The 18,740-nt window shown below is 55.4% G+C and carries 17 protein-coding genes, 1 riboswitch and 1 other annotated feature; of the genes, 13 read left to right on the top strand and 4 right to left on the bottom strand.

Features of this window, described 5'->3' with window-relative positions; genetic code table 11:
- Window positions 1-214 precede the first annotated feature (214 nt).
- Window positions 215-329: riboswitch (SAM riboswitch) on the top strand.
- Between the two features lie 129 nt (window positions 330-458).
- On the top strand, window positions 459-1,670 hold the full coding sequence (gene metK / locus DI44_RS02870; protein ID WP_014196594.1) for a methionine adenosyltransferase: 1,212 nt from the start codon (window positions 459-461) through the stop codon (window positions 1,668-1,670).
- A 22-nt stretch (window positions 1,671-1,692) separates the two neighbouring features.
- On the opposite strand, the gene DI44_RS02875 is transcribed toward metK, so the two are convergent.
- Window positions 1,693-2,241 carry a gamma carbonic anhydrase family protein gene (locus DI44_RS02875; protein ID WP_013144421.1) on the bottom strand — a complete coding sequence of 183 codons (549 nt, stop codon included), beginning with the start codon at window positions 2,239-2,241 and terminating at the stop codon, window positions 1,693-1,695.
- 338 nt (window positions 2,242-2,579) lie between these two features.
- Here DI44_RS02875 and DI44_RS02880 point away from each other — a divergent pair, with 338 nt between their 5' ends.
- The gene (locus DI44_RS02880; RefSeq protein WP_014196592.1) at window positions 2,580-3,689 is read left to right on the top strand and encodes a tetraprenyl-beta-curcumene synthase family protein; all 1,110 of its coding nucleotides are present in this window, start codon (window positions 2,580-2,582) and stop codon (window positions 3,687-3,689) included.
- A gap of 57 nt (window positions 3,690-3,746) precedes the next feature.
- Here DI44_RS02880 and DI44_RS02885 read toward each other — a convergent pair whose 3' ends face one another.
- Window positions 3,747-4,334 (bottom strand): class I SAM-dependent methyltransferase, encoded by a 588-nt coding sequence (locus tag DI44_RS02885; RefSeq protein WP_014196591.1) that lies wholly within the window; start codon window positions 4,332-4,334, stop codon window positions 3,747-3,749.
- A 285-nt stretch (window positions 4,335-4,619) separates the two neighbouring features.
- On the opposite strand from DI44_RS02885, the gene DI44_RS02890 reads away from it, so the two are divergent.
- The 9 genes from DI44_RS02890 (at window position 4,620) to DI44_RS02925 (ending at window position 14,135) form a co-directional block, all read left to right on the top strand.
- The gene (locus DI44_RS02890; RefSeq protein ID WP_011232317.1) at window positions 4,620-4,883 is read left to right on the top strand and encodes a YtzC family protein; all 264 of its coding nucleotides are present in this window, start codon (window positions 4,620-4,622) and stop codon (window positions 4,881-4,883) included.
- Window positions 4,884-4,901: 18 nt separating this feature from the next.
- Window positions 4,902-5,066, top strand: coding sequence for a hypothetical protein (locus tag DI44_RS02895; RefSeq protein WP_011232316.1), 165 nt, complete (start codon window positions 4,902-4,904; stop codon window positions 5,064-5,066).
- A 210-nt stretch (window positions 5,067-5,276) separates the two neighbouring features.
- The gene (locus DI44_RS02900; protein ID WP_015375657.1) at window positions 5,277-6,476 is read left to right on the top strand and encodes an MFS transporter; all 1,200 of its coding nucleotides are present in this window, start codon (window positions 5,277-5,279) and stop codon (window positions 6,474-6,476) included.
- A 493-nt stretch (window positions 6,477-6,969) separates the two neighbouring features.
- Window positions 6,970-7,191: a binding site (T-box leader), on the top strand.
- A gap of 76 nt (window positions 7,192-7,267) precedes the next feature.
- Window positions 7,268-9,685 (top strand): leucine--tRNA ligase, encoded by a 2,418-nt coding sequence (gene leuS, locus DI44_RS02905; RefSeq protein WP_014196589.1) that lies wholly within the window; start codon window positions 7,268-7,270, stop codon window positions 9,683-9,685.
- Window positions 9,686-9,742: 57 nt separating this feature from the next.
- On the top strand, window positions 9,743-10,057 hold the full coding sequence (locus DI44_RS02910) for a rhodanese-like domain-containing protein (protein WP_013144427.1): 315 nt from the start codon (window positions 9,743-9,745) through the stop codon (window positions 10,055-10,057).
- A 345-nt stretch (window positions 10,058-10,402) separates the two neighbouring features.
- Complete coding sequence (locus DI44_RS02915) at window positions 10,403-11,677, top strand: helix-turn-helix transcriptional regulator (protein WP_014196588.1); 1,275 nt, start codon at window positions 10,403-10,405, stop codon at window positions 11,675-11,677.
- Between the two features lie 15 nt (window positions 11,678-11,692).
- The gene (locus DI44_RS19675; protein WP_014196587.1) at window positions 11,693-11,821 is read left to right on the top strand and encodes a hypothetical protein; all 129 of its coding nucleotides are present in this window, start codon (window positions 11,693-11,695) and stop codon (window positions 11,819-11,821) included.
- 378 nt (window positions 11,822-12,199) lie between these two features.
- Window positions 12,200-13,840: a M4 family metallopeptidase gene (locus DI44_RS02920; protein WP_014196585.1), complete on the top strand. Its 1,641-nt coding sequence runs from the start codon at window positions 12,200-12,202 to the stop codon at window positions 13,838-13,840.
- A 115-nt stretch (window positions 13,841-13,955) separates the two neighbouring features.
- Complete coding sequence (locus DI44_RS02925) at window positions 13,956-14,135, top strand: sporulation protein Cse60 (RefSeq protein ID WP_008880941.1); 180 nt, start codon at window positions 13,956-13,958, stop codon at window positions 14,133-14,135.
- A gap of 193 nt (window positions 14,136-14,328) precedes the next feature.
- On the opposite strand, the gene DI44_RS02930 is transcribed toward DI44_RS02925, so the two are convergent.
- Window positions 14,329-15,639 (bottom strand): NAD(P)/FAD-dependent oxidoreductase, encoded by a 1,311-nt coding sequence (locus DI44_RS02930; RefSeq protein ID WP_033026072.1) that lies wholly within the window; start codon window positions 15,637-15,639, stop codon window positions 14,329-14,331.
- Between the two features lie 112 nt (window positions 15,640-15,751).
- Here DI44_RS02930 and DI44_RS02935 point away from each other — a divergent pair, with 112 nt between their 5' ends.
- The gene (locus DI44_RS02935) at window positions 15,752-17,377 is read left to right on the top strand and encodes a polysaccharide biosynthesis protein (RefSeq protein WP_025039247.1); all 1,626 of its coding nucleotides are present in this window, start codon (window positions 15,752-15,754) and stop codon (window positions 17,375-17,377) included.
- Window positions 17,378-17,593: 216 nt separating this feature from the next.
- Here the strand turns inward: DI44_RS02935 and DI44_RS02940 are convergent, their stop codons facing one another.
- Window positions 17,594-17,806, bottom strand: coding sequence for a hypothetical protein (locus DI44_RS02940; protein ID WP_011232307.1), 213 nt, complete (start codon window positions 17,804-17,806; stop codon window positions 17,594-17,596).
- Between the two features lie 104 nt (window positions 17,807-17,910).
- Here DI44_RS02940 and DI44_RS02945 point away from each other — a divergent pair, with 104 nt between their 5' ends.
- On the top strand, window positions 17,911-18,657 hold the full coding sequence (locus tag DI44_RS02945; RefSeq protein ID WP_011232306.1) for a pseudouridine synthase: 747 nt from the start codon (window positions 17,911-17,913) through the stop codon (window positions 18,655-18,657).
- Window positions 18,658-18,740: the final 83 nt, after the last annotated feature.

Below are 18,740 nucleotides of genomic sequence, written 5' to 3'. Positions count from 1 at the left end.
AAAACCTGCCTTCTTTTTGAAATCACTCTTGAAAATAGTATAACACATTTTTATTAATAGTCCATACTAATTGTGTGGGTTTTTCAAACTTTATTTTGCCCAATGTGTCGATTTCCTTGAGGAAAGAATTTTCTCGGCTGGAAATGATAAAAAATGAATTTTGATAGTTGACTTTGCCGATTCCATTGCGATAAGATAAGTCATTGAACGGATACTCTTATCCCGAGCCGGTGGAGGGACAGGCCCGATGAAGCCCAGCAACCGTCACAACTGTACATGTGTGAAATGGTGCTAACCTGTGGCAAGGCGCAGTCCTTGAACGATAAGAGTGAAAGGAAGCAATACGATTGCCATGACCTTTCCTCAGCCGTTACAGGAAAGGTTTTTTATATTGCGAAGGGAAAAAGGGAAATGAGTTCCGTGTCGCCACATTATGCCAAGAGGAGGAAACAAACCGAATGTCAGCCAAACGCCGCTTGTTTACTTCAGAGTCTGTGACGGAAGGACATCCGGATAAAATTTGCGACCAAATTTCTGACGCCATTTTGGATGCCATTTTGGAAAAAGATCCGAACGCCCGCGTCGCCTGCGAAACGAGCGTCACGACCGGGCTGGTGCTCGTGAGCGGGGAAATCACGACATCAACATACGTGGACATTCCGCGCATCGTCCGCGATACGGTCCGGGAGATCGGCTACACGCGCGCCAAATACGGATTTGACGCCGATACGTGCGCGGTGCTGACGTCGATTGACGAACAATCGCCGGACATTGCGATGGGGGTGAACCGGGCGCTTGAGGCGCGCGAAGGTCAGATGACTGACGAGGAAATTGAAGCGATTGGCGCCGGCGACCAAGGATTGATGTTTGGGTTCGCCTGCAATGAGACGGAAGAATTGATGCCGTTGCCGATTTCGCTTGCGCACCGCTTGGCGCGCCGATTGGCGGAAGTGCGCAAAACGGATGTCTTGCCGTACTTGCGGCCGGACGGGAAAACGCAAGTGACGATCGAATACGATGAAAACGGCAAACCGGTGCGCGTCGATACGATCGTCGTTTCCGCGCAGCACCATCCGGAAATTACGCAAGAGCAAATCGAGCGCGACATTAAAGAACAGGTCATCAAGCCGGTCGTGCCCGCAGAGCTGCTTGATGAGAACACGAAATATTTCATCAACCCGACAGGACGGTTTGTCATCGGCGGTCCGCAAGGGGATGCTGGGTTGACGGGGCGCAAAATCATCGTCGATACGTACGGCGGCTACGCCCGCCACGGCGGCGGCGCGTTCTCGGGCAAAGATCCGACGAAAGTCGACCGCTCGGCGGCGTATGCGGCCCGCTATGTCGCGAAAAACATCGTCGCGGCAGGACTGGCCGACAAATGCGAAGTGCAGCTTGCCTACGCGATCGGCGTCGCCCGCCCAGTTTCGATTTCGATCGATACGTTCGGCACCGGCAAAGTATCGGAAGACATTTTGATTGAGGTCGTGCGCAACAACTTCGATCTCCGCCCGGCGGGCATCATCAAAATGCTCGACCTTCGCCGCCCGATTTACAAACAGACGGCTGCTTACGGCCATTTTGGGCGTACGGACATCGACCTGCCGTGGGAGCGCACCGACAAAGCCGCCTTGTTGAAAGAACAAGCGCTGGCGTTGGCGGACAAGTGATGAAAGAAAAAGAGCTGCCTGATCACGGCAGCTCTTTTTTGTTGGCGCACGATGTCCGCTGTTGCTGCAGCGCTTTGTAATACTGCCCTTTCTCGACATATTCGCGGCGGATGCGCTCCATTTCACGGATGTCGTCTTCCGTCAGTTCGCGGACGACTTTCGCCGGCCGGCCGAGGGCGAGCGTGTTGGGCGGAATTTTTTTGCCCGGCGGCACTAAACTGCCGGCGCCGATAAACGCGCCTTCCCCGATTTCCGCGCGGTCCAAAATGATCGAGCCCATGCCGATGAGCGCGTTTTTGCGAACGATGGCGCTGTGCAAAATGACTTGATGGCCGACTGTTACACCGTCTTCAATGATAAGCGGATTGTTTGGACTTTGATGCAAAATTGAGTTATCTTGAATATTGACCCGGTTGCCAATCACCGTTGGCGCCACATCGCCGCGAATGACGGTATTGAACCAAATGCTCGTCTCTTCGCCGATCACGACATCGCCGGTGATCGTCACATAGTCGGCGATAAAGGCGGAGGCGGCAATTTGCGGCGTTTTGCCTTTGTATGGGTAAATCATGGGCGTTCGTTCCTTTCTGCTGCAAAATCGATCGTTCACCATGTATTGTACAACGCTGCGTCCAAATCGCCAACGAAAGTGAGCGCGCCTGGTCGGGATTGGTGAAAAACGTTTCGTTTCGCCCGATGAGTGGTTGGGATCGGGAAAGAAGATCCGATTTCACAAAGCTTCTCAACGTGAGAAGAACCGTTGTTGAGCGGTTTTTTCATTCCATCGCCAACCCTTTTATGGTTTGCCCCGCCCGCATTGATGGCAATACTGGAAGACGAGATCGCAGGCTGTTCAGACGCGAAACGATTTTGGTTGCTGATAAGATGGAAATGCTAGGAGACGAGACCATGGTGTTTGCACCTGAGGTGAGCCGATTGAACATTCCGAAAAACCCCATCGCCTTGATGAAAATGGTGTATCGTGACGTGCTTCCGCTTGTCCACCGCGAGCTTGCCTATTGGCGGCGCCAGGCCGAGCGCATTCCCGACCCGGAATTGCGGCGCCAGGCCTTGGCGAGCATCGCTTCGAAAACGTTCCATTGCGAAGGCGGCTCCATTTTGGCGCTCTTGGCCGGAGAAAACATGGAGGATTGCATCCGCTTTATCGTGGCTTACCAGACGATCAGCGATTATTTGGATAATTTGTGCGACCGCAGCACCTCGCTCGATCCGCTCGACTTTCGCGCCTTGCACGATTCGATGCCGGACGCTTTGACGATCGGCGCGGAGCCGTCGAACTATTACCGCCATCGCCGCGAACAGGAAGACGGCGGCTATTTGCCGGCGCTCGTCCGCACGTGCCAAGAGGTGCTCGAGACGGTGCGCCATTATGAGACGATCGCCCCATTTTTGCATGAATTGGCCGGATATTATTGCGACTTGCAAGTGCATAAACATGTCGAAGCGAGCGAGCGGGTGCCGCGGCTGGAGAAATGGTTCGCGCAATACAAAGACGCCTTGCCGCCGATGGAATGGTATGAGTTTTCCGCCTGCTCCGGTTCGACGCTCGGCATTTTCTGCCTCGTCGCCTATGCGTTTGGCGAATCGCTGCCGCCGGAGATGGCGAGACAAGTGCGCGACGGTTATTTTCCGTACATTCAAGGACTGCACATTTTGCTCGACTATTTGATCGACCAGGAGGAAGACCGGGACGGCGGCGATTTAAACTTTTGCTTTTACTATCCGAATGAAACGGTGATGCTTGAGCGGCTTTGCCATTTCATCGAAGAGGCCGACCGCCATGTCGGCGCCCTTCCGCACGGCGAGTTTCACCGCCTTATTCACCGAGGGCTTCTTGGGTTGTATTTGTCGGATGCCAAGGTGAAAAAGCAGCGCGGGCTGCGCCGGCTGGCGCGCCGGCTCGTCCGCGCCGGCGGGGCGGCGTCGCAGTTTTTCTATTGGAACGGAAAAGCATACCGCTTTTGGCAGGAGCGGCAAAAACGGCTGTCCTTTTCATAAGGGCGGCTGTTTGCTTGTATTGGCAAGAGCAGTGGTTCGTCGGCGGATCGGACGGAATCAGGCGCCCCCATCCGCCCGATTCTCGAGCGCGAGCAAAAACGGCGGGTTGTTTTGCCGATTGATGAATTCGTATTTCAAGGCATGGACGCGCCGTTGATCAAGAGAACGGACGTAATCAAGGAGCGCGTCGCGTTCGCGCTTTCCTTCCGGATGGCCGTGGTAGACGACAAGAACGATGACGCCGCCCGGCTTCATGACGGAAAGCAACTGGCGGACCGCTTCGATCGTCGATTCCGGCTGGGTGACGATTTGCTTATTGCCGCCCGGCAAATAGCCGAGGTTGAACACCGCGCCGGCGATGCGCCCGTGTACATCGGCGGGAAGCGCCTCAAGCAGTTCACTATGGCTTCGCTCGAACAACGTCGCCCGCCCGCATAGCCCATGTTCCGCGAGGCGGGCGGAAGCGGCGGTGATGGCCTCAGGCTGAATGTCAAAGCCGAACACATGGCCTGTCTCCCCGACGCGTTCGGCCAAATACACGGTGTCGTGCCCGTTGCCGACGGTCGCGTCGACGGCGATGTCGCCTTCGTTGACCGCTTGATCAAGCAAAAAGCGGGCAAACGGCAAAATGTTCATCAAAGCCATCGGTTGGCCCCTCCTTGTGATCGTTTCATCGTTTACGTTGGCAGGCGTGGCGTTGCGCCAAAGTGTCGGATGCCATCGCTTTTCCCCTAAACTTTCCATCCTCTGCGCCGGCGTGACAGAAAACCTTGAGCTGACCGACATTGATCGAGCTGAACGAAGATCCTCACGTCGGCATTGTAACAAAAACTTCATGGAAAATCGACCGCTGCCAATCATTGGCGTGATACGGCCGGCCTATGCGGCGCATAGTAAACATGAGGGAATATCACGAAACGAGGTGAGCGCATGGCGACAAGACAATCCGTTGAGGAATTTTTGCAGCGGTGTGAAGATGTGATCCGCTACGCGAAAGAGCAATATACGGAAGCGCAAAAGCAGGAGCATTACAACATCACCGAATACACCAACGCCCAGCAGATGCTCGAGCAGACGGTCATCGATTTAGCGCACTTGGCGCGAAGCTGCAACGCCCAGCAGCGTGAGCAGCTGCATCGGATGCGGCTCCAGCTCGAGCAATTGCAAAATGACATGATTTTGCTTGACCGCTGAAACGAGGAGGAACACAACATGAAGCGACGCTTGAAACAAACGAATCCGGAACAAAAAACACGCAACGGCCAAAACAATAACGATTTGGAGCTTGGTCAAGACTTTGACCCGGTGAAGCTGGCGAAAAAGCAATACGAGGAAACGGGCGGCCAACCGATCCGCTCCAAGCAGCGGAACGGGTGACGACAAGCCAAAGGGGCGAAAGCCGCTCCGTCTTGTTCTTCTTTTCGCGCAGGAGCCCCGCTTCAAAAGCCATTGTTTCCGTGGGGAGTTAGTTTGGCAAAAAAGTGGCGGACGCATCGGAACGCTCCGCCTTTTTGATTGCATTTTTTCCTGTTTTCCCCTACAATTATTTCGGAACTCAAAATAAAAACCAGAAAAGGATGATGACCGATGCCCCGCGCTCTTTGGTGGCTACTTGTCGGCATGGCGCTCAATGTGACAGGGGCGTCGTTTCTATGGCCGCTAAACACGATCTATTTGCACGAACAGCTCGGCCAGCCGCTCGCTGTCGCTGGTGTCGTGCTCATGCTCAACTCTGGGGGAAGCGTCATCGGCAGCTTGGCCGGCGGCTTTTTGTTTGACCGGATCGGCGGGTTTCGCGTTTTGTTGGCCGGAGCGGTGTTGACGATGGCCGCGCTCGGCGGCTTAAGCGTTTGGCACGGTTGGCCGCATTATGCGGTGTTTTTGGCGTTTGTCGGCGTTGGCAGCGGCGTCGTCTTTCCGGCGGCGTCGGCGTACGCCGGGGCGATTTGGCCGGAAGGGGGGCGGCGGGCGTTCAACGCCTTGTATGTCGCGCAAAACATCGGCGTCGCCGTCGGGTCGGCGCTTGGCGGGCTTGTCGCTTCATATTCGTTCTCGCTCGTTTTTTTCGCCAATCTTTTGTTGTATGCCGCGTTTTTGTTTACGGTTGTGGCCGGGCTGCGCCGCGTTCCGCTCTTGCCGCCGCCGAGAAAGAAACGATCCGGAGAAGCGGAAAGAGCGCCATCCCGCTCCGCGGGCTGGGCGCTTGCCCTCCTTTGCGCCGGCTATGGACTGTGTTGGTTGAGCTATGTCCAATGGTCGACGACGATCGCCGCCTATACACGCGAGCTCGGGATACCAGTCGGGCAGTACAGCTTGCTTTGGACGATCAACGGGGCGTTGATCGTCTTGGCCCAGCCGCTGTTGTCAGCGGTCATCCGCCGCTTCATGCCGACGTTGAAGCGGCAAATCGTGATCGGTTTTTTTATTTTCGCCGTTTCGTTTGCCATGCTGTTGGGGGCGCATTCGTTTGCAGAGTTTGCCGCGTCCATGATGGTGCTCACGATCGCCGAGATGATCGTCTGGCCGGCGATTCCGGCCGCGGTGAACGAATGGGCGCCCCCGGGGAAAGCCGGGTTTTACCAAGGAATCGTCAACGGGACGGCCACGGCCGGACGGATGATCGGACCGGTCATCGGCGGCTCGGTCGCCGATCTGTTTGGAATGAAACTGCTCATCATGATGTTAGCATTGTTTGCCTTATTGGCGGTGCTGGCCGCGCTTTTGCATGATCGTCGGCTCCCGAAGCGGACGGAGAACGCGGATGAAAAAACCGCGGCTTCCGTATAGATTTCGGCTTGCAATTGATCGACAAATTTTTTAAAATAATAATAAATTTGTCATTCTGTCCACTCATCGCTCGATTCATCCTATTTCGCGCAGGAGACTCCCACTTCAACGACCAAAGGGAGTAAGTGGGAGAGGAATGTGCGTTCCCCCTTTCTTTTGTGTATGATAGAATAAAGACGTGGAGAAAACTGTTAAATAAAGGCACTCCAATAACGGCTGCTCGATGGATGGAGTTGGTTGCAGGAAACGTTGCAACCGTAAAACATGAGCGTAGGTCTGTCTGTTGTGTGTGGAAGCCAAGTACTGCCAACAGACACACCGAGAGAATCGGTAACGATGCAGGCATGACCTGCGTCGTTGGGTAGTCGTCAACCTGCCCCCTGATGCAACCCCAAGTCAAGGAAGGAGGACGAAGTCCGTTTGCACTTCTGGGGAGTTGCAAGCCCCCACTTCAAGCGTTAGCGAAGTGGGGGTAGTTGACGTGCGAATAAGGCGAATAACGGTGAAGAGGAGCAGTAGCGGGCCCGACGGACGGCAGAGAGTTGACGGATGGTGCGAGTCAACCGAAGTCGGCTCGTGAACTCGCCTCGGAGTTGCCGGCGTGAACGGTCATCGACAGCGCCGGCCGTCCATCCGCGTTAAGGAAGAAAGCGGGTGCGCCGTTTGGCGCGCCAAAAAGGGTGGTACCGCGGGAAGCGCGCCTCTCGTCCCTTTGCTGTGGGGATGGGGGGGTTTTTTTGTACATATTTTCGTCAATGATGCAAGTAGAACTTGATAGGAGGAGTGCTGCGATGAGCTTCAACCACCGCGAAATTGAACAAAAATGGCAGGACTATTGGGAGAAAAACAAAACGTTCCGCACGTCCGATGATGATGACAAGCCGAAGTTTTACGTTCTCGACATGTTCCCGTATCCATCCGGCGCCGGCTTGCACGTCGGCCATCCGGAAGGATATACGGCGACCGATATTTTGGCGCGCATGAAGCGGATGCAAGGGTACAACGTCCTTCACCCGATGGGCTGGGACGCGTTCGGGCTGCCGGCCGAGCAATATGCGCTCGATACCGGCAACGACCCGGCGGAGTTTACGCAAAAAAACATCGACAATTTCCGCCGGCAAATCAAATCGCTTGGCTTTTCGTACGACTGGGACCGGGAGATCAATACGACCGACCCGAACTATTACAAATGGACGCAATGGATTTTCTTGAAGCTGTATGAAAAAGGGCTCGCCTACATGGATGAAGTGCCGGTCAACTGGTGCCCGGCGCTCGGCACGGTGCTGGCGAACGAAGAGGTGATCAACGGCCGGAGCGAGCGCGGCGGGCATCCGGTCATCCGCAAGCCGATGCGGCAATGGATGCTGAAAATCACCGCCTATGCCGACCGCTTGCTTGAAGATTTGGAAGAGCTCGACTGGCCGGAAAGCATTAAGGAGATGCAGCGCAACTGGATTGGCCGTTCGGAAGGAGCGGAAATCGAGTTCGCCGTCGACGGCCATGACGAAACATTCACCGTGTTCACGACGCGTCCGGATACGCTGTTTGGCGCGACGTACACCGTCTTGGCGCCGGAGCATCCGCTCGTTGAAAAAATCACGACGCCGGAGCAAAAGCCAGCCGTTGACGCCTACTTAAAGGAAATTCAAAGCAAAAGCGACCTTGAGCGCACCGATTTGGCGAAAGAAAAAACGGGCGTGTTCACCGGCGCGTACGCCATTCACCCGGTCACCGGCGATCGGCTTCCGATTTGGATCGCTGACTACGTCTTGATGAGCTACGGCACCGGAGCGATCATGGCCGTGCCGGCGCACGATGAGCGCGACTACGAGTTTGCGAAAAAATTCCACTTGCCGATGAAAGAAGTCGTCGCCGGCGGGAATATCGAAAAGGAAGCGTACACCGGAGATGGCGAGCATATCAACTCCGAGTTTTTGAACGGCTTGAACAAGCAGGAAGCGATCGACAAAATGATCGCCTGGCTTGAGGAGCACGGCAAAGGGCGGAAAAAAGTGTCGTACCGGCTGCGCGACTGGCTGTTCAGCCGCCAGCGCTACTGGGGCGAGCCGATTCCGATCATCCATTGGGAAGACGGCACGATGACGCCGGTGCCGGAAGAGGAATTGCCGCTTGTGCTGCCGAAAACGGATGAAATCCGTCCGTCGGGAACGGGCGAGTCGCCGCTGGCCAACATCGAAGAATGGGTCAATGTTGTCGACCCGAAAACCGGGAAAAAAGGGCGGCGCGAAACGAACACGATGCCGCAATGGGCTGGAAGCTGCTGGTATTATTTACGCTACATCGACCCGCACAACGACAAGCAGCTCGCCGATCCGGAAAAGCTGAAAAAGTGGCTGCCGGTCGATGTTTACATCGGCGGGGCGGAGCACGCGGTTTTGCATTTGCTTTATGCCCGCTTCTGGCATAAGTTTCTCTATGACCTTGGCATCGTGCCGACGAAAGAACCGTTCCAAAAGCTGTTCAACCAAGGGATGATTTTAGGCGAAAACAACGAAAAAATGAGCAAATCAAAAGGCAACGTCGTCAACCCGGACGACATCATCGAAAGCCATGGGGCCGACACCTTGCGGCTGTATGAAATGTTCATGGGGCCACTTGAGGCGTCGATCGCTTGGTCGACGAAAGGGCTTGACGGGGCGCGGCGCTTCCTCGACCGCGTCTGGAGACTCTTTGTCACCGAGAATGGCGAACTGAACCCGAACATTGTCGACGAACCGGCGAACGATACGCTCGAGCGCATCTATCACCAAACGGTGAAAAAAGTGACGGAAGACTATGAAGCGCTCCGCTTTAACACCGCCATTTCGCAGCTTATGGTGTTCATCAACGAAGCGTACAAAGCGGAGCAAATGAAAAAAGAATACATGGAAGGCTTCGTCAAGCTCTTGTCGCCGGTCTGCCCGCACATCGGCGAGGAGCTGTGGCAAAAGCTTGGCCACACGGACACGATCGCCTATGAACCGTGGCCGACGTATGATGAAACGAAGCTTGTGGAAGACGTCGTGGAAATCGTCGTGCAAATCAACGGCAAAGTGCGGTCGCGCTTGCACGTGCCCGTTGACTTGCCAAAAGAAGCGCTCGAGGAGCGGGCGCTCGCCGATGAAAAAATCAAAGAGCAGCTTGAGGGCAAAACCGTGCGCAAAGTGATCGCCGTCCCCGGCAAGCTCGTCAATATCGTCGCCAACTGATGATGAGGGCGGGCTTCGGCCCGCTCCCTATCCACCAACGAAAGGGGTCGATCTGCCATGGAAGAGATCAAGGAAATCACGCCGGCTGAAGTGAAAGAAAAACTCGAACGCGGGGAAAAGCTGAACATTGTCGATGTGCGCGAAGACGAGGAAGTCGCCCTCGGCATGATCCCCGGCGCCAAACATATTAAAATGGGCGACATCCCCGATCGGCTTGAGGAATTCGACCGCAACGAAGAATATATTTTCGTCTGCCGCTCCGGACGGCGGAGCGAAAACGTCTGCCGCTACTTGCAAGAGCTTGGCTATCGCGTCCGCAACATGACGGGCGGCATGCTCGAGTGGGAAGGCGAAACAGTGCCGAAGCGATAAGCGCTTCCGGCTCAAAGAACAGGGCATGGCGGCGGGCCGTCATCCAAGTGATCCCGTTTTTGTCGAGACCAAAACGACGGAACGTGTCAGCGGATGGGAAATGGATCCATCCGAACGGCCCCGTTCAGTCAAGAGGCAGAGGAATGGCTGGCTGCCGCGGGCCTTTTCATGCGTCGGCGGCTTGCGCTTCCCCGGTCCGCTTGCGGGGTAGGAGCGAAAAAGCGTCCCAGCTTTTAGGGGCGCTTTTTCCATTTTGTTTTAGTACCAAAGTGTGATGCAAGAAAAAAAAGGAAAGGATATAATTTTCGGTAAAATCAGACACTTGTTCGAAGGAGGAGCTCTCTGTTGAAACTCGGCGACCGCTTGAAATTCGCCCGCTTGATGAAAGGCCTGACCCAAGAAGAAACGGCTGAAGGCATTATTTCGGTTTCTTATTTATCGAAAATTGAGAATAACCAAGTCATACCGAGCCAAGAGGTGCTCGAATGGCTGTTTCGGCGGCTGGACATCCGGCCGGGTGGAAACGAAACAATGCCTTCATGGTTCGAATGGGTGATGTCGTGGTATAAGGCGATGACGAACCGTGATGTGCCTGCCGCGCGGGAACTGTATGAAACGGTCAAAGAACGATGCGAGCAGTCTGGGGATGCCGAAGCCATGATTTATTTTCAGCTGATGCGAATCCGGTATTGGCTGCTTCTTGGCGACAAAAAGGGGGCGGAAACGGCGGCGCAAAGCGTGCGGGACTGGTATGGGTCGTTGAGTGATGACATGCGCTATTATTATTGGAAGTTTTTTGGGCTTTTATATTATTGTCAAGAAAAATATGACGACGCCTTGCATTGTTATCAAAAGGCAGAAGAGTTGTTGAAGGGAGAATGGAAAACGAGCGGGGAGGAGGCCGATTTGGCTTACTTGTCGGCGCTTGCATGCAGCCGTCTGTGGAAATGGTTTCAATGCCTTCATTACGCCGAGCGCGCGCTGGCGCTCAGCCAGGCGGAATACGACTTGCGGCGGAGCGCCGAATGCCATGTGCTGCTGGCGATTTGCCATCGGCGCTGCGGGGAGATCGATAAAGCGGTTGACCATTGTCTGCTGGCCCAAAAGGCGGCGAGGATGGTGGATGATCGACGGCTTCTTGGGATTGTGGAACACAATCTCGGCCACTTGAAAGGAATGAAACGTCAATACCGCGAGGCGGTGCAACATTATGAGAACAGTTTGATCTATAAAGAGGCCGCTCCGCTGGATTCCCGGCTCATCACGCTTTTGTCGCTCGTGCGCGTGCATTGTGATGCCAAGCATTATCGCAAAGCGTTGATGGCTGTCGAGGAAGGGTGGAAACAGCTCGAACAAGCCCCTAACGGCGCGTCCGAGCATTATGAGTATTATTTGCATTTTTCCATTTACCGGCTGCTTTTGAGCGAAGAAGATGAACCGTTGGAGCGGCTGCTCAAACAGGAGGCGATTCCCTATTTCCAAAAAAAGAAGGAGTATGACGACGCGTCATTGTATGCCGAATATTTGGCGGATTGTTATATGCGGAGGCGCCAATACAAGCAGGCGGCCCAATATTATCAATTAAGTTGCGCTCTCTTGCGGGCGCAAACAGGCGTTTGAAAGGAGGTGAAGCTCGTGAAAAAGCGGGTCGTTGTGATCATCGTTCTCGCCGTCCTTGGCCTCGCTTCAGCCTTTGGCCAAGGCATCGGGGTGAAAGAAGCGGCTAAAGATGAGCATCCGCCGCCGACGGTGATCGCCCGATAAAAGAAGCGGCTGGATTGGCGCTTTGCCTGTCTGTGTTGATCTTCTTCGAACCGATCCGTCTCCTGTTTTCGCCATGGGGCGAAAGCGGGGGATGAGTCGGTTTTTTGTTTCGTCCGTCAAAGCACGTTCTGTGGAAATCCGTCGGCTCAAGCGAAAAAGATCAATCGTTTTTTCCGCTTGGCAGCTTCGCTGTCGGTCGTGTTTCACTTTGGCTGTTTTGTCGCAGGCGGAAAGCCGCAAAGAGGGAAAAACGGAAAATAGGCTGCCGGATCAGGACGCATGTCGCCCGATCATTTTCCCAATACCCAATCAAAATATATTGTAATAAAATTTTTACTAGAATAAATAATTTGAAAATATAAGAAAGGGGTAAAGGGAATGAACAAACGGGCGATGCTTGGCGCGATTGGGTTGGCGTTTGGATTGATGGCTTGGCCGTTCGGGGCTTCGGCGAAGGAAAAATCAATGGTGTGGAACGAACAGTGGAAGACGCCGTCGTTCGTTTCTGGTTCGCTGTTAAAAGGCGAGGATGCTCCGGAAGAATTGGTTTACCGTTATCTTGATCAAGAGAAGAATACGTTCCAGCTTGGTGGACAAGCCCGCGAACGGCTGAGCTTGATTGGCAAACAAACGGATGAACTCGGCCATACGGTCATGCGTTTTGAACAGCGCTATCACGGCATCCCAGTGTATGGCGCCGTGCTCGTTGCCCATGTCAACGATGGCGAATTGTCCTCTTTGTCGGGTACGCTCATTCCGAATTTGGACAAACGAACGTTGAAAACAGAAGCTGCCATTTCCATTCAACAAGCGGAAATGATCGCGAAACAAGATGTGGCTGATGCGGTGACGAAAGAACGGCCGGCGGCCGAAGAGGGAAAACCAACGCGGCTTGTCATCTATCCGGATGGGGAGACCCCGCGCCTCGCCTATGAAGTCAATGTCCGCTTTTTAACCCCTGTCCCAGGCAACTGGATCTACATGATCGATGCCGCAGACGGAAAAGTGTTGAACAAATGGAACCAAATGGACGAGGCGAAGCCGGGCGGCGGGCAGCCGGTCGCCGGCACGTCGACGGTCGGCGTGGGCCGCGGTGTGTTGGGGGATCAGAAATATATCAATACGACGTATTCCTCGTATTATGGCTACTACTATTTGCAAGACAATACGCGCGGCAGCGGCATTTTTACGTATGACGGACGAAACCGCACCGTTTTGCCCGGCAGCTTATGGGCCGATGTCGACAATCAATTTTTCGCCAGCTATGACGCGGCGGCCGTGGACGCCCATTATTACGCCGGCGTCGTGTATGATTACTACAAAAATGTGCACGGCCGGCTAAGCTATGACGGCAGCAACGCCGCCATCCGTTCGACCGTCCATTACGGCCGCGGCTACAACAACGCGTTTTGGAATGGTTCGCAAATGGTGTACGGCGATGGCGACGGACAGACGTTTTTGCCGTTTTCCGGCGGCATTGACGTCGTTGGGCATGAGTTGACCCATGCGGTGACGGATTATACGGCCGGGCTTGTTTACCAAAACGAATCCGGCGCCATCAATGAAGCGATGTCCGATATTTTCGGCACGCTCGTGGAGTTCTACGCCAACCGCAACCCGGACTGGGAGATCGGCGAAGACATTTACACGCCGGGAATTGCCGGCGACGCGCTTCGCTCCATGTCGGATCCGGCGAAATACGGCGATCCGGATCATTATTCCAAACGGTACACCGGCACACAAGACAATGGAGGAGTCCATACAAACAGCGGCATCATCAATAAAGCGGCGTACTTGCTCAGCCAAGGCGGCGTCCATTACGGCGTAAGCGTCACCGGCATCGGCCGCGACAAAATGGGGAAAATTTTCTACCGGGCGCTTGTCTACTATTTGACGCCGACGTCGAACTTCAGCCAGCTGCGCGCGGCCTGCGTGCAAGCGGCCGCTGATTTGTACGGGTCGACAAGCCAAGAAGTCAACTCGGTGAAACAGGCGTTCAATGCGGTTGGAGTGTATTAAGACGAATGAAGTTTCTGACGTCACGCGTCCCGCTGTTCGAGGGCGCGTGACGCCTTTTGTGGGCAGGATTTTCCCTAAATGCGTGGAAAAGGAAAAAGAAAACGGGGGAATGGAGATGTACAAAGTGAAAGTGTTTGATAAAGAGCATGAAAAAGATTTGGAAGCGGCGGTCAATGATTTTTTAGCCCGATTGAAAGACGGACAGTTGATCGATGTCAAGTACAGTGTGGCGGCGATGGAATCGGAAGGCGAGCAAATCTACTGTTTTTCCGCCATGGTCATTTACCGGACTTGACACTCCACACGGCTCCAGACCGTGGGATTCTTTGGGCCGTTTTCGTGCTGATCCCCCCAAAGCGGGCGACGCTTTTTTCATTGCGGCATTTCCATTTCAGGCGGCGAAATTTTGCGATCGCCCGCCTTGAAGACGGGCGTTGTCGGAATGTCAGCGGACGCCCCGGAGCACCCGAGGGGCATGAGGACGGCGGTCAATTCGTTGCTGTCTGCCCCGCGGAGCCGCTCGCCCCGTTTTTTTCCGCCAATGCATAGCGGGCGGCGTTCACGCCGGCGAGCCGCCCGGTGACAAGGGCGGCGGTGATGTTGTAGCCGCCCGTGTAGCCGTGAATGTCCAAAATTTCCCCGCAAAAGTAAAGGCCGGCCATGCATTTGGAGGCCATTGTTTTCGGCTCAATTTCTTTGACCGACACGCCGCCGCCGGTGACGAATGCTTTCTCAAGCGGCAGCGTGCCGTGGACGTAAAAGGTAAATTGTTTGCACTGTCGGACAAACGCCCGCAGCGCCTCATGGCCGACCGTGCCGGCAGAGGCGTGCGGGTCGATGCCGGCCCGCTCGAGCAAAAAGACGGCGTACCGCTCGGGAAGCACCGTTTTGGCGATCGTTTTCATCGCCTTTTTCGGCTCCTCTTTGCACAGCTTGGCGAACTGTTGAAACAGTTCTTCCTGCGTCACGTCCGGAAGCGCGTCGATGCTCATTTTGACCGCGCCGTCCGTCGCTTTTTTCAACGCCTTAACGACAAACTGGCTGCAGCGGAGAGCAGCTGGGCCGGAAATGCCGAAGTGCGTAAACAGCATATCCATCCGGTGGGTGATGATCGGTTTGCCATTCGGCTTTAAGACGCTTAACGCGACGTCGCGCAGCGACAAGCCTTGCAGCGTCCGCTCTCGGATGAACGGCTCATGCGAGACGATCGGAACTTCGGTTGGAAACAATTCGGTCACCGTGTGGCCCGCTTTTTCCGCCCACGGATAGCCGTCGCCTGTTGAGCCGGTTTGCGGCACCGATTTGCCGCCGACGGCGACGACAACCGCACGGGCGTGGATCGTCTCCCCGCTTTTCAGCGTGACACCGACTGTTTTTCCTTGTTCATACAACACGTCCGCCACTGGCGATTCAAGCCGAACATCGACGCCAAGGCGCGACAATTCGCGAACAAGCGCGTCGACGACCGACTGGGCGCTGTCGCTTTTAGGAAACATGCGGCCGTGGTCTTCCTCCTTGAGCGGCACGCCGAGCCGCTCAAAAAAGCGGATGATGTCTTCATTGTTAAATACGGAAAAGGCGCTGTATAAAAAGCGGCCGTTGCCGGGAATATGGCGGACCATTTCATCCACCGGCAGCCGATTCGTCACGTTGCAGCGTCCGCCGCCGGAGATGGCGAGCTTGCGCCCGAGCTTCGTTCCTTTTTCCAACAAGAGCACCTTCGCCCCTTCTTCGCCGGCGCCGATGGCCGCCATGAGCCCGGACGGACCGCCGCCGATGATGATGACGTCGTATCCCATGTTCATTCCACCCTCTCTTTCTGCGCGTGGCCGATATTTTTCGTTCCATTGACAACTATGGTAAAATAGATACGTTGTTATTTTCAACGTCCATGGCTAGGGAAGGGGTCATATGTCAACATCGAAGCTGCTGCGCGGCACGTTTATTTTAACGGCTGGCGTGATGATTTCTCGCCTTCTTGGTTTATTTTACGTCATCCCGTTTTACCATCTTGTCGGCGAGCGTGGCGGGGCGTTGTACGGATACGGCTATGTGCCGTACCAAATTTTTTTGAGCTTGGCGACCGGCGGGCTGCCGGTGGCGGTGTCAAAGTTTGTGTCGAAATACAACGCGCTTGGGGAATACGGCGTCGGCTATCGGCTCTTTCGCTCCGGCCTTGTCTTGATGATCGCAAGCGGCATCGCCTCATGGCTCATTTTGTACGCCCTGGCGCCCATCTTGGCGCCGCACGTCATCGATGCGAAAACGAACGTCAACTCGGTCGACGACGTCACGGCCGTCATCCGCGCGGTCAGCTTTGCGCTCCTCATCGTGCCGGTGATGAGCTTGATCCGCGGATTTTTCCAAGGACATGAGTCGATGGGCCCGACGGCGCTGTCGCAAGTCGTCGAACAAATCGCGCGCATCGCGTTTTTGCTTGGGGCGTGCTACGTCATTTTGCGCCTGATGGACGGCTCGATCGTCTCCGCTGTGAGCGCGGCGACGTTTGCCGCGTTTGTCGGGGCGGCGGCGGGGCTTTTGGTGTTGCTTGTCTATTGGTGGAAGCGGCGTCCGTATTTGCAGTCGCTGCTTGCGCGTGACCGCGGCGAAGCGGACGTATCGCTTTTGGCGATGTACAAAGAGCTGCTTCTGTCGTCCATTCCGTTTGTGTTTGTCGGCTTGTCGATGTCGCTGTACCAGCTCGTCGATCAGTTTACGTTCAATCACGCGATGGCGGCGGCGGGCCGCGGGAACATCTCGGAGCACGCGTATTCCGTGTTCAACATGTGGGCGCAAAAGCTCGTCATCATACCAGTGACGCTCGCGACCTCGTTCAGCTTGGCGCTCATCCCGACGATTACGAAAGCGTATGTCGCGCAAGATCGGAAAGCGCTGCGGCAATATTTGAACCAGACGTTTCAAGTGCTCATGTTTTTAACGCTCCCGGCGGTGATTGGCATGGCGGTGCTTGCAGGGCCGGTGTACAGCTCGTTTTACAGCTATGATCCGCTTGGTGAACAAGTGTTGCGCTGGTATGCGCCGGCGGCGATTTTGTACGCATTGTTTTCCGTGACGGCCGCCATCATGCAAGGCATCAACGAGCAGCGGTTTACGGTCGTCAGTTTGGCTGCCGGCTTGCTTGTGAAGCTTTTGCTCAACACGCCGCTCATTATGAAAGGGTCGGCCGTCGGAGCCATTGCGGCCACGATGGCGGGCTATTTCGTCTCGGTGGCGTTCAACTTATGGGTCATTCAGCGCCGCACGCGCTACCGCTATCGGTTTGTCGCCCGCCGGACGGCGTTTATGGCCATCCTGACGGCGGCGATGTCAGCGGCGGTTATGGGGGTCGAGGCGTTGGCGTCCCGATGGATCGATTACCGCGCCGGCACCGCTGAATCGGTGGGCGCTGTTTCCATCGGCGCAGCGGTCGGGGCGGCCGTCTACTTGTTTCTCAGCATCCGCTCCGGGTTGTTTTCGGCGCTGTTTGGCGACCGGTTTGCGTTTTGGCGCCGGAAAGAGAAAAAGGCGGTATCGTAGACGAGGGTGTATGGGGGGATCGGCCGTTGACCGGACGGCCGTTTCCTAGAAGCGGCTCGTTTAGGCCGGGAGCCCGGCGGACGGCGCTTCTTGCGAACGTCGCGGCGCCCGAGCGAAAGGGTTCGACGACGGCTGTTTTTCGCCCTCCCCCATGCCGTTCGGCTTGCGGCAAAAAAAGAAGAAGGCGGTCGTCCCCGCCTTCTTTCTCCATTTCGCTTACGACAGGCCGAGCCGGCGTTCGATGCGATCGAGGCGGCTTTCCACCCGGTCGAGCCGGCGGTCGAGCCGTTCGACGGCCCGCTCAAGCCGTTCGATGCGCCGCGCCCAGTTGGCGAATGGCCCGCCTGGGTATCCGGGCCAAAATTGGCTGGCTGGCGGCTGTTGACGGTAATCATCCAACGTTGGGACATAATAGTAATATTCATTCATCGGCAAATCCCCCTTCTTGATGTTTCCTTCACAGTGTATGGGGGGAAGGCGGAAGCGGACTAGATGAACGCCTAATGAAGGCCATATTTTTAGGAGGGAGATTTGTGGAGCTGCGCATTGACAAGCTGCTCGCCCATATGGGGTATGGGACGAGGAAGGAAGTGAAAAAGCTGCTCAAGTCCGGAGCGGTGAAAGTGGATGGCGCGCCGGTTCGTGATGCGAAAACGAAAGTGCGGCCGGATGAGCAAATCGTGACCGTTTGGGGAGAAACGGTCGAGTACAAGCCATTCATTTACTTGATGATGAATAAGCCTTCGGGGGTCGTTTCCGCGACGGAAGATGCCGTGGAAGAGACGGTCGTCGATTTGCTTGAAGAAGAAGACCGGGCATTTTCCCCGTTTCCGGTCGGGCGGCTTGACAAAGATACAGAAGGGCTGCTGCTCTTGACGAATGACGGCCAGCTCGCCCATCAGCTGTTGTCGCCGAAAAAACACGTGCCGAAAACGTATTTTGCCGTCGTGGACGGGGAAGTGACGGAAGCGGATGTCGCGGCGTTTCAGCGCGGCGTCGTCCTTGATGACGGCTATGAAACAAAGCCGGCCAAGCTCGTTGTGTTGAAATCCGGCCTTCGTTCCGATGTCGAGGTGACGATCACCGAAGGGAAGTTCCATCAAGTGAAGCGGATGTTCCAAGCGGTCGGCAAGCGGGTCGTCTATTTAAAACGAATTCAAATGGGGCCGCTGCCGCTTGACCCGGATTTGGCCGTCGGCGAGTATCGGGAATTGACGGATGAAGAGGTGGGCATGTTGAAGCAATACCGGCCAGAGACGGACGAAAAAAAAGGAACCTGACGCGGTTCCTTTTTTATGGAAAAATAGTGGATATTCATCTGTGGAAAAATGGTTTGCGTTCATCTCTCATCTTGCCTACCCTA

The organism is Geobacillus sp. CAMR5420 (assembly GCF_000691465.1).
GTDB classification, from domain to species: domain Bacteria; phylum Bacillota; class Bacilli; order Bacillales; family Anoxybacillaceae; genus Geobacillus; species Geobacillus thermoleovorans.
The sequence above is the reverse complement of the archived record's forward strand: the minus strand, read 5'-3'. Positions and strand labels throughout refer to the sequence as shown.

What these genes read in the sequence shown, in the direction of transcription:
- DI44_RS02895 (WP_011232316.1), top strand. Translation starts at nt 4,902, where the DNA reads ATGAAGCGACGCTTGAAACAAACGAATCCGGAACAAAAAACACGCAAC.
- DI44_RS02885 (WP_014196591.1), bottom strand. Translation starts at nt 4,334, where the DNA reads ATGGCTTTGATGAACATTTTGCCGTTTGCCCGCTTTTTGCTTGATCAA.
- DI44_RS02935 (WP_025039247.1), top strand. Translation starts at nt 15,752, where the DNA reads ATGTCAACATCGAAGCTGCTGCGCGGCACGTTTATTTTAACGGCTGGC.
- DI44_RS02930 (WP_033026072.1), bottom strand. Translation starts at nt 15,639, where the DNA reads ATGGGATACGACGTCATCATCATCGGCGGCGGTCCGTCCGGGCTCATG.
- DI44_RS02925 (WP_008880941.1), top strand. Translation starts at nt 13,956, where the DNA reads ATGTACAAAGTGAAAGTGTTTGATAAAGAGCATGAAAAAGATTTGGAA.
- DI44_RS02875 (WP_013144421.1), bottom strand. Translation starts at nt 2,241, where the DNA reads ATGATTTACCCATACAAAGGCAAAACGCCGCAAATTGCCGCCTCCGCC.
- DI44_RS02910 (WP_013144427.1), top strand. Translation starts at nt 9,743, where the DNA reads ATGGAAGAGATCAAGGAAATCACGCCGGCTGAAGTGAAAGAAAAACTC.
- leuS (WP_014196589.1), top strand. Translation starts at nt 7,268, where the DNA reads ATGAGCTTCAACCACCGCGAAATTGAACAAAAATGGCAGGACTATTGG.
- DI44_RS02900 (WP_015375657.1), top strand. Translation starts at nt 5,277, where the DNA reads ATGCCCCGCGCTCTTTGGTGGCTACTTGTCGGCATGGCGCTCAATGTG.
- DI44_RS02880 (WP_014196592.1), top strand. Translation starts at nt 2,580, where the DNA reads ATGGTGTTTGCACCTGAGGTGAGCCGATTGAACATTCCGAAAAACCCC.
- DI44_RS02890 (WP_011232317.1), top strand. Translation starts at nt 4,620, where the DNA reads ATGGCGACAAGACAATCCGTTGAGGAATTTTTGCAGCGGTGTGAAGAT.
- DI44_RS02940 (WP_011232307.1), bottom strand. Translation starts at nt 17,806, where the DNA reads ATGAATGAATATTACTATTATGTCCCAACGTTGGATGATTACCGTCAA.
- metK (WP_014196594.1), top strand. Translation starts at nt 459, where the DNA reads ATGTCAGCCAAACGCCGCTTGTTTACTTCAGAGTCTGTGACGGAAGGA.
- DI44_RS02920 (WP_014196585.1), top strand. Translation starts at nt 12,200, where the DNA reads ATGAACAAACGGGCGATGCTTGGCGCGATTGGGTTGGCGTTTGGATTG.